Source organism: Deltaproteobacteria bacterium (genome assembly GCA_021737785.1).
In the GTDB taxonomy this organism is placed as follows: domain Bacteria; phylum Desulfobacterota; class DSM-4660; order Desulfatiglandales; family Desulfatiglandaceae; genus AUK324.
Genome location: JAIPDI010000085.1, coordinates 1 through 10,680, shown reverse-complemented (window position 1 = coordinate 10,680; position 10,680 = coordinate 1). Strand labels below are relative to the sequence as shown.

The 10,680-nt window shown below is 52.9% G+C and carries 8 protein-coding genes; 6 read left to right on the top strand and 2 right to left on the bottom strand.

All coding sequences use genetic code 11. The features are described 5' to 3' along the window. Positions 1–542 precede the first annotated feature (542 nt). Both K9N21_23210 and K9N21_23205 read left to right on the top strand, forming a co-directional pair. Positions 543–1,298, top strand: a complete 756-nt coding sequence (locus K9N21_23210) for a tetratricopeptide repeat protein (GenBank protein MCF8146826.1) — start codon at positions 543–545, stop codon at positions 1,296–1,298. A gap of 509 nt (positions 1,299–1,807) precedes the next feature. Then, the gene (locus K9N21_23205; GenBank protein ID MCF8146825.1) at positions 1,808–3,346 is read left to right on the top strand and encodes a hypothetical protein; all 1,539 of its coding nucleotides are present in this window, start codon (positions 1,808–1,810) and stop codon (positions 3,344–3,346) included. Positions 3,347–3,785: 439 nt separating this feature from the next. Here K9N21_23205 and K9N21_23200 read toward each other — a convergent pair whose 3' ends face one another. Together K9N21_23200 and K9N21_23195 are read right to left on the bottom strand one after the other, a co-directional pair. Continuing rightward, positions 3,786–4,064 carry a hypothetical protein gene (locus K9N21_23200; GenBank protein ID MCF8146824.1) on the bottom strand — a complete coding sequence of 93 codons (279 nt, stop codon included), beginning with the start codon at positions 4,062–4,064 and terminating at the stop codon, positions 3,786–3,788. Between the two features lie 22 nt (positions 4,065–4,086). Beyond that, on the bottom strand, positions 4,087–5,145 hold the full coding sequence (locus tag K9N21_23195) for a tartrate dehydrogenase (GenBank protein ID MCF8146823.1): 1,059 nt from the start codon (positions 5,143–5,145) through the stop codon (positions 4,087–4,089). A 681-nt stretch (positions 5,146–5,826) separates the two neighbouring features. On the opposite strand from K9N21_23195, the gene K9N21_23190 reads away from it, so the two are divergent. From K9N21_23190 to K9N21_23175, 4 genes are all read left to right on the top strand, one after another. Further along, positions 5,827–8,898, top strand: coding sequence for a PAS domain S-box protein (locus K9N21_23190; protein MCF8146822.1), 3,072 nt, complete (start codon positions 5,827–5,829; stop codon positions 8,896–8,898). A gap of 195 nt (positions 8,899–9,093) precedes the next feature. Continuing rightward, a complete protein-coding gene (locus K9N21_23185) occupies positions 9,094–9,309 on the top strand; it encodes a hypothetical protein (GenBank protein MCF8146821.1) in 216 nt (71 codons plus the stop codon). Then, positions 9,288–9,968, top strand: a complete 681-nt coding sequence (locus K9N21_23180; protein ID MCF8146820.1) for a Crp/Fnr family transcriptional regulator — start codon at positions 9,288–9,290, stop codon at positions 9,966–9,968. The genes K9N21_23185 and K9N21_23180 overlap by 22 nt, the downstream gene beginning before the upstream one ends. A gap of 453 nt (positions 9,969–10,421) precedes the next feature. After that, a partial coding sequence (locus K9N21_23175) for a C4-dicarboxylate ABC transporter substrate-binding protein (protein ID MCF8146819.1) occupies positions 10,422–10,680 on the top strand: 259 nt, incomplete at its 3' end.

Here is a 10,680-nt window from a genome sequence, read left to right as displayed (position 1 = left end):
CTCCCGGGTTGCCGCATATTCGCAATGTCCGACATGCCATGGTCTCAGACCCCGGAGAGGCGCCACTGACTTGCCATTCGCCAGCAGACATGTTGACTTCCGTAGATGGTAATACGTCGTCCCTCTCAACTAATCCTTTCGAGGCTCAATCCCTTCAACCATACGGCTTACGGCCTGTCGTCTCGCTGTCCTACGCTTAATCTCAAGGATTGCTCCCGTCGATCCAAGGACTCGCTACCCGGTGTCTGGCCAGCCTTCCGGGACGGGCTTCGCACCCGCTAAAATATGCGACCTTGCCCGGCCGCACACCATCTGGATATCTCCCGCATTCAGCACCACCCAAGATGACAGATATCTGCCATGTCTTATTTGCTAAAATATCAGAAATATCGATAAGATATGTAGCATGCTGAAAACATCAATCTTGATTTGACCACCATTCCAGTGGAATAAGACAGCAGGCAATGGCCAACCTAAGAACAAATTCTTTACCGCGATTATCGTATTTGGACTCAGGTTCCGCAATGTGATATGATGGAAATATGAAACCCCAATCCGCCAGAGACGGAATGAGAAAATTCAAGGATGTGCCATTTTCTGTTCTCGTAAGAGATGACAGGGAACTTTTTGCTCTTCGCGCTGAATACGCTTCAGTTAGCGCGAGTGAGCGGCGAAAGGCAGCTGACTGGGAATACCATTCGCAGATTTCGGTTGATATCGTAAACAATGCATTAGCGCAGAGTGCTCAATCAGGCCTTGAAACTTCATCCTGGCCACCCGGAATTATCCCCCTTGCCATAGATCCATTGTATGCCCCTGCCATTCTGACAGTCGGTTCCATCGAATATCAGATCGGGCGTGTTGACGAAGCGATGCAGCTCTTTCTATCACTTACGACGTTGCCAAAGGATGAGGAAGACCTGGCGACTATCATAGACAAGGCCGGTGATTTTCTGATTGATCAAGATGATTACGAGAATGCTCTTGGCCTCTATTCTGCTGCTGAAAAAGCCTTTCCGGATGAAGTGGTTTACCTCCTTGGATCGGGATATTGCCTTGGACAGCTTGGGCGTTACGAGGACTCTGTAGAGAAACACAGGCGCGCAAATGCCTTGGAACCGGACAATTACAAGCACCTAAATGATCTGGGTTACTCATTGCTTGAGGCAGGAAGGTTCGACGAAGCCAAAGAAATTCTGAAAAAGTCAATTTCCCTTGCTCCCCCGGACTATGAATTTCCGCGTAACAATTTAGCCGAATTGCAGAAACGAAGAGTCGATGAAGAGATCATCGACTGATGACGGAGCAGCAATAACCAAAGCGAGTAAGGTTATCTTTCTCAGCTTTCCTGGAATTAGACGTTTTTTCCCTTTCAAGGGGAGTGCCTGATCAGGCTGAAACGGCTTTGATTGGAACGAAACACACCGGGACTACCATTTGCACATTCCTTCCGGATATCTCACAAATCCAGCACCAGCTTTTTTGACGGATATCTGCCATCTCTGGCAGGCCTCTGTGGAGCGTAAATTCGAGCTATAGCAGCCAGTTACTACACCATATGGGAATGGCTGATACCGGTCGAATTGGGGGAATCACATTTCCCCTACAAACAGAGGAGATACTTTTGAAGGCACCGAAAATGGCCTGACTGAACAATGGCTCACCTTTCAAGGCGCCAATACAAATTGCAATCATTGATATCATATTCAAAAAGTGAGATACTGATTGTCAGCTCTATGAGGGCCAACAACAGATTTATAGTAATCAATTAATTCAAGTAGTTCCTGACTTTTGGAGGTTCTCTCCAATGAAAACTCGATTCCTATATTTTCTGTTTGCCCTGTTCTACCTCATCCTGCTAATCCTTTTCGGTTGCTCAGGAGGAAGTGATACTCACACCGAAACAGATCCCAGGAACGGTTTCACTTACCCCGATCCGGCTGACTACAGCACACTCACCTGGACCGAAGCCTTCCAAGTCGCCCACCACAAGTTCTCACTTGAGTATGCCTTCAGTGAGTGGAAGGGTGTGGACTGGTCTGGTCTCTACAGCCGATTTATGCCGCGCATCATACAAGCCCAGACTGACGGAGACGAAAAAGCCTATTACCTTGCCCTTCACGAATATGTCTGCTCGATCCCCGACGGACATCTCAGTCTGGGCCCACAGAACGCCACACTGCCCACGGCCCTCGGAAAGGAACTGGCGGGTGGAGGGTTCGGGATGGCGGTGGCCGAACTGGATGATTCGCGGGTGATTGCGGCCGCAATCGTCCCGGGCGGGTCGGCCGATCTGGCAGGGATTGCTACAGGTGCCCAGATTATCTCCTGGGGAGGAGAGCCGGTCAAAACAGCCATCAGACAGATCGATGTCGGCGCCGTTCCTTTCAAGGTATTGACAGGCGCCCTCGGTGGCGAAAATCCCCAAGCCACACTGGAACATTACCGGCTGGAGCAGGCCAGGCTCCTGACCCGGGGCCCGGTCGGCGCGGGTGTCCAGGTCGAGTTCAAAAACTCCGGTTCGGCAGCCTCCCAAACGGCCACCCTCACGGCCGTAGACGACGCAGGACAGACTTTTTCCCTGTTGAACTTTGCAAGGAAGGCGGACTTTTCGGACCAAGTGGAGTACCGGATACTGCCGCAAGGTTACGGTTATGTCCTTGTTCGGATGGAACATGATCTGTCGAACACCGGTTACCCCACCCGGATCTTCCAAGAATTCCAAGAGGCGATCACCTCGTTTGTCGAGGCCAGTGTGCCCGGAGTCATCGTCGATTTGCGCGGCAATTATGGCGGATCGGACCAGCTTTCCGCTGACCTGTGCGGCTTCTTTTACTCTTCTCCTTCCTTCTACGAATATCAGGAATATTACGACAAAAGGGACAGCCAGTTTTTGCGGATCACGATTAACGAACATGAGGAACACGGCCTCAATCCGTTCGTCGACAACATCTCAATTAACCCGCAGACGCCCTATTTTGACGGGCCTGTGGTAGCCCTTGTTAATCCCGGAACGATAAGCTCTGGAGAAGGCCCGACAATGTGTATATCGCAGCTTCCGAAGGGGAGGGTGATCGGGTTTCACGGCACGAACGGCTCTTTCGGAATGGTGGGGGGGAACATCAAGATGCCAGGAGGGTACACCATAGAATATCCTTTCGGCCGTTCCGTCGACGAAAATGGGGTGATTCAGCTCGACAGCAGGAACGGGACCGGCGGTGTGGCCCCCAATCCTCGGGTTCCTAAAACCCTCGAAAATGTACTTGCCTTTGCGGCAGGGACCGATGTCGAGCTCCAATACGCCATCGAGCATCTGAGGGGGTGTACTGAGTATAGGTTTCAATAGCAGCTTTGTAATGAAAGATCTTGCCAATGATCCCTCTCATGCCTGCCCTCGTACGAATTTGATCCGATTTATCAGGGGCCATGCACGATTCCCGACATGGTGGTGTTCGGTCCAGTCTGTCGCCTCAGATCAGACCGGGCCAAGGGTTGAAAGAAGACAAATTGCGCAAATGTTCTGCTGACGCGCACTCGTACACCTTTAAGGAGGGTAAGTCAAGGTCAAACAGAGCGGTCCAGCAATTCTCATTATAAGGCAGACCCGCTGTCAAAATTCCGTGTGAGTGGCATGTTGCCACGACGTTTCGCGGCTCGGAAGCCGCTCCCACATGGCGATTTTCCCAAAAGGAGAATTGCTGAGAGCGATTTTGAGAAGGGCTTTCCGCAGGTAAGGCGGGGAGTCTAACTGTGCTCTTCCGGTCAAGCTGACAAACCGCGGCACCTTATTCGAACGTCCTTGGCTCAAATCCTTCCCGGTTCAATAGGGTCGCCCCACCTTCATCGGTCTGGGTCAGCACATAGAGCCCGGCCTTCTCCGCATACCTCCCCACATCGTCCTTCACCACCAGGGCCCCCATGGCCCCTACCATCTGATACTTCTCGTATTCAGGGAACATCTCCTTGAAACGAAGAAGCTTCCGTTCAACGAACCGGTCCACCATCCGCTTTTCCAGCTTGTTTTTCATCTCCACCACCAGCACCCGCCCCCCATCCACCGCCACCAGATCGAATTCTCAAGCATTTTCAAAGGACCTCGGCAATGGCCCTCCCCAGTTCCACGGTGGTGGCCCTGCCGCCCATATCAGGGGTGCGCAGTCGCGGTTCTTCGAGTACTGTCTCGATGGCCCGCTCGATAGCCTCTGCGGCCTCGGGATGCCCCAGATGGTCCAGCATCAAGGCCCCGGACCAGATCTGGCCGATCGGGTTGGCGATACCCTTCCCTGCGATATCAGGGGCAGACCCATGGACCGGCTCGAACATGGAGGGGAATTCCCGGGTCGGGTTGATGTTGGCCGAAGGCGCCACGCCGATGGTGCCTGCCACCGCAGGACCCAGGTCCGAAAGGATGTCGCCGAAGAGGTTGCTCCCCACCACCACGTCGAACCAGTCCGGGTGCAGGACAAAATGGGCGGTGAGGATGTCGATGTGATACTGATCGGCCCTGATCTGGGGAAACTCGGCAGCGATGGCCTTGAACCGTTCGTCCCAGTAGGGCATGGTGTGAATAATGCCGTTGGATTTGGTGGCCGAGGTCACGTGCCGGGCCTTGCGTTGCGCGGCCAATTCAAATGCATACCGGAGGACCCGGTCCACCCCCCTCCGGGTAAAAACCGATTCCTGAACGGCCATCTCGGCCTCGGTCCCTTTGTAGAGTCGCCCCCCGATCTCGGAATACTCGCCTTCGTTATTCTCCCTCACCACCACAAAATCGATATCCTCGGGTCCTCGGTCCCGTAGCGGCGAGACCATCCCCTTCAGCATGCGCACGGGTCGCAGGTTGATATATTGCGCCATCTCTCGCCGGATCGGGATGAGGAGCCCCCATAGGGAGACAGGGTCGGGCACACCGGGAAATCCCACTGCGCCCAGGAAGATCGCATCGCACATCGTGAGCTGTTCCATTCCGTCTTCGGGCATCATGCGGCCGGTGCGGAGATAGGTTTCGCAGCTCCACGGGAACATGCGCCAGTCGAAGGTGATTCCATATTGCCCGCCTCCCCTTTCCAGCACGCGTATCCCTTCAGGCACCACCTCTTTTCCGATACCGTCGCCGGGGATCACTGCAATTCGATAGCGTTTCATTCTCAACCTCTGTGGATGGTTTCCGGTATATTTCTTTACACCTCCAGCGCCGCTTTGACAATCTTGTTTACACCCTCGCGCACTGAATTTCAAATAATCGCCCCCAAGTTCTACGGCGTAGACCGGCAAACGTGTAGGTCCATATTTTGCATGGCTGTTGCCAGGGTCCACAAAGAAGGGCTCGCCCTCCTCTGAAAAGCGTAATTCCCATTGCCGTCGCTGAAATGGACAAGGTCGTTCAGGAAGTGGCAGCGACTGCCGAGGAATCCGCTTGAGCCGCTGAGGAGATGAATGCCCAGGCCTTTCAGATGGGACATATCGTAGGGGATATGATCGCACTTGTGGGCGCAGGGGAGAAGGGAGACGTCAAGGATATGGCAACCATCGCCTCATTTGACGCCCGCCTTGATTAAGCAGAAGGGTCCGCATCCATGAACCGGAGGAATTTAAATGAAAACTTCGACCTATTCTCTTAACCATATCCTTGAGTGCGGCGGCCCTATAAGGTATCTTCGTTCGGTCTCGCCGCAAATGGGCTTCCAATGAAATACCCTGAACCGGCCCTGCGCCATCGTGGTCGCGTAATCGTGTACCCATAAACGCGGAAACAGGGCTTATCCGTTGATCCCTCCTGCCGACCGAAGCGGTTGGCAGGCCTTTCTCACACCTATGGGAGATGCCATGTTGCTCAAGTCAACCGTCTTTTTCCATTTGACGGTTTATCTGATTTTCTCCTTACTGGGTACAGCACAGGATGTCTTGTGCAACACGGCACCGGTTCACTCCGAGCCGGCATCCCAGGTGCTGGTGATCCATTCATATTACCCCACCTTTACCTGGACCGACAACATCACCCAGGGGATCCGAAAGGCGTTCAGCGAGAACGGGCAGCATGACGCCCTCATCACTTTTGAATTCCTGGATGCCAAGCGGCACCCTGAAGCAGCATATCTGGATCGAACCGCCGAGCTGTTGCGCATGAAGTATCCCGATCCAGAGGCGATCGATGTCATCATTTGCTCCGATGATCAGGCCCTCGACTTTCTGCTCAAACGATCGGATACGCTGTTTCCGGGGGTTCCGGTCGTCTTCTGCGGCGTCAACGGGTACACCCCCCGGATGCAAGAGCGCGGGCGTCCCCTGACCGGCGTTGTGGAGGCCATTGATCCCAAGGCTACCCTGGAAGCCGCCCTCCGTCTTCAGCCGAATGCCCGTGATGTGCTGGTCATCAGCGATACGACCCTCACCGGCCAGGCCATCCTAAAGACGGCCCGCCGCACCTTCGACGCCTTCCGGAACAGATTGCAATTCCGCTATGTCAGCCTTATGACACTGGCCGGGCTTCAGGCCGAGGTATCCAGGCTTTCACCGGATGCCATCATGCTTCTGTTCGTTTTTAACCGCGATAAGGAGGGCCGCGATTTCACCCATGAGGCCAGCCTCAGACAGATCGCCGCCCATTGCAGTGCCCCCATTTACGGCCCCTGGACCTTTTACCTGGGCCATGGGATCGTCGGCGGTATGCTCACCAGCGGCGAGATTCACGGGATGACCGCGGCCCGACTCGCCCTTCGAATCCTCAACGGGGAACGGACCGAAAATATCCCCGTGGTTATGGAATCCCCCAATCGCTACATGTTCGATTATACCCAACTCACCTTGCATAACCTACCCGTGGACAGGCTTCCCCCAGGGAGCGTGATCATCAACCAGCCGGAAAGCTTTTATCGTACCTATCGATATCCCATCTGGGCCGCCGTCGTTGCGCTGATCACCCAGACCGGGATCATCATACTTCTGCTCGTCAACATCAGAAGGCGCAGGCAGGCTGAAAAGGCACTGGTTTCCAGTGAACAGCGATACCGCACACTTGTTGAAACCATGACCGACGCTGTATTTGCCCTGGATACCGATGGAAGGTTCACCTTCCTGAACCCTGAATTCGAGAGCATCACCGGATATCCTGTTCAGGACTTTCTGGGGCGCTCCTTTACTGAGATCCTTGTCCCTGAATATATCGCGCCAACCATCGAGAAATTCAGGCGAGGGCTTGCCGGTGAGCCGATCCCTATCTATGAAGTGATCCTTAAATACATGGATGGAGGGACTGTCCCAGTGGAATTGAAGGTGACCTCTCTGCTGGATGACTCCGGAAGGACGGTCGGCAGGATCGGGGTAGCCCGCGATATGACCGACCGTAAAAAGGCGGAAGAGGCCATGAGGGAGAGCGAAGAGAAATTCAGAACGTTTTTTAATCTGTCTCCCCAGGCCATCTCGCTTAGCGATGCGGAAACGGGAAAACTCCTCGATGTGAATCGGATGCTTTGCCATCTGACGCACTATTCACCGGAGGAGATCATCGGGAAAAGTTCAACGGAAGCAGGGCTTTTTTCTGAGCATGACAGGGCCCAGTTCAGAAAGGCGTTGCACACATCGGGAGAGGTCCATGGATTGAAAATGGATTTCAGGGCCAAAGACGGCTCCATTCTTAACGCGCTTATGTTCGCCAAAATCATCCAGGTTGCAGGGAAACCGCTCGTTCTTACCATATTCGTCGATATAACCGAACAGCAGAGGATGGAGGCCCAGCTGGTGCGTGCTCAGAAGATGGAGGCCCTCGGGACCTTGGCCGGCGGCGTGGCACACGATCTCAACAATGTCCTCTCCGGCATTGTCAGCTATCCGGAACTGATCTTGATGGATCTATCTGAAGAGAGCCCTTTGAGAAAACGGATCCTGGCCATTATGAAATCCGGGGAGCGGGCTGCCGCCATTGTACAGGACCTGTTGACCCTGGCCAGGAGAGGCATCGCCGCTACTGAAGTTGCGAATCTGAACCAAATCATAAAGGCCTATCTGGACTCTCCTGAATGCGACAAGTTAAAGGAATTTCATCCCGGGATCTCAATTGAAACCGATCTGGACACGGACCTCCTCAATATTATGGGGTCGCCGGTTCATTTATCCAAGACCGTCATGAACCTGGTCTCCAACGCTGCGGAGGCAATGAATACCGGCGGTACCATATTCATCTCCACCAGAAATACCTATATTGACATGCCTGTTAAGGGGTATGAGGATGTGAAAGAAGGCGATTACATCCTTCTGGAAGTGTCCGATTCGGGGGTTGGCATCTCACCGGAGGATATCAGGAGAATATTCGAGCCTTTTTACACCAAAAAAGAAATGGGCCGAAGCGGGACAGGGCTGGGTATGGCCGTGGTATGGGGAACGCTGAAAGACCACGGCGGATACGTAGATGTTCAAAGCACCGAAGGGAAAGGAACCACTTTTTTCCTCTATTTCCCCGTGACCAGAAGGGAACTGATCGAAACAACGCCATCCTTGCCGATGACAACATATATGGGCAATGGGGAACTCATTTTGCTGGTGGATGATGTGGAGGAACAACGTGAAATCGGGTCCGAGATTTTAACGACACTTGGGTATTCGGTCATTTCGGTTACAAGCGGCGAAGCCGCGGTGGATTACCTGAAAGACCATTCAGCGGATCTGATGGTGTTGGATATGATCATGGCCCCTGGAATAGATGGGTTCGAAACCTACAGGAGAGTTCTTCAATTCCGTCCCGAACAAAAGGCGATTATTGTAAGCGGCTTTTCAGAAACCGGGCGCGTCAAAGGCGCCCAGAGGCTGGGCGCCGGTCCCTATATCAAAAAGCCTTATACTCTGGAAAAAATCGGCATTGCCGTTAAGCAGGAATTGGAGAATCCTACGTCTCCGAATTCGTGACGAGGTGCCTTTAAGCACCAATAGCCTTAGAATGAGATATGACACGAAATGGAAATTGACAAGCAGGGGAACTTGTAGGATTATGAACTTTGGACAGCACCTGGAGTTCCATGATCACGAAACCCTTCCCAGGCATGACGTTAAAGCAAAGCGGTTCAAGGATCTAAGAAAAGCCCAAAGGAATGAGAGGGGAGAATGCCCCGTGAAATCAATATGGAAGCAATGAACGGCAAAATCATGGACATAAAGGCTGCGGCAACGGAACTGCATCAAATGGCCGATGCTTTTCCGGTCATCGGCGGGAATTCGGCCCGGATCCTCTCCAGCACCAAGATGCTGGAGATCAGCCTGTCTGACATCGTGCACCTCGAGACCGAACAACATCACCCATGGACTTTGTTGAGAGAGTAGAGTTCTTCAGGGGGGCACTCGGATTTGAGGGTCTCACACAGGAAGAGCTGGAAGAGATTGCCGAAGCGGCCTTTTCAACACGCTTTGTGAAAGGCGAGATCATTTTTGACCAGAACGATCGATGCGAACGTTTCCACGCAGTTGAAAAAGGCCTGGTAAAGGTGTCGATCTTTTCACCTTCCGGTTTCAAGATGACCTATCTCATTGCACGCCCCGGTGAACCTCTGAACCTGGTGGGCCCTTTCATCGGTTCTCCGAGAACACTCTCGGCCGAAGCCATGGAGGATTCCGTTGTGGTCTGTATAAAGAGGCAGGATTTTACGGCCATGGTTTTCAAACATCCTGTGCTCATCACCAACATCATCTCTATCCTCGGTCACGCCTTGGACAGTGCAAACAGCCGAATGATCGATATGCTCGAAAAACGCGTTGATCAACGTCTTCTGAGGGTACTCTATACGCTGAACAAGAAATTTGGCGCTGTACTAAATTTCACCAGCTCCGAATTGGCGGAGCTGGCCGGTACCACAGGGGAATCGACGCTCCGAGCCATGGGGCGGCTGCGAGGGATGGGAATCGTTGAAACGGCCCGCGGTGTGGTTCGCATTGTCGAACCGGATAAACTGGAGAATCTGGGTAATGACACCTTCTGGCTTTGAGAATTCCAACAATATTTTTCCCCCAGCATGACCGCTGTCATAGACACGGGGTTCCTCGTGAGACTAAAGATTGAATTGTATTCATTCTTTTTCTTAGATCATCAAGTAAAGATCCGGATAAATTCCACTCGAACATAAGACAAGCTACGTCTATTTTGTGTAATGGTTAGGATCCTTTAACTTTAGTGACGTGTTCCCTTGTTTTCTTTTACAAAAATGCAAGAAAATCTCTGCGGCTTTGCGTCTCTGCGCGAGATATTTTTGGTTGCGGGTATCCGCGTTAGATATTGACGATGATTGGGTGCGGATCAGGAGTGATCCATGCGCAGACCGCGCGTGCCGTAGCCCTTACAGGGAAGGGAGGTGAAGCGAGCCTACACAGTCATGTTGCAATTTGCCGGTTGAGCCGTGTGAAAAGATTCTGGTAACCGTTTAAACAAGGAGGATGCCACGATGAAGAAGATGTTTCTGTTTTTTCTGGTCGCAATTATTGGAATCGCTTTTATGAGTGTCGGTGCCTTCAACGCCCAGGCCGCCCCTGTAAAACTTACCTACAGCTGCTTCTTCCCGCCAACCCATATCCAGAGCAAATTGGCCGACGCATGGTGCAAGGAGGTGGAAAAGCGGACGAACGGTCAGGTTCAAATCAGCTATTACCCCGGACAAACCCTCACCAAGGCCGCGCAGTGTTACGACGGCGTGGTCGAAGGAC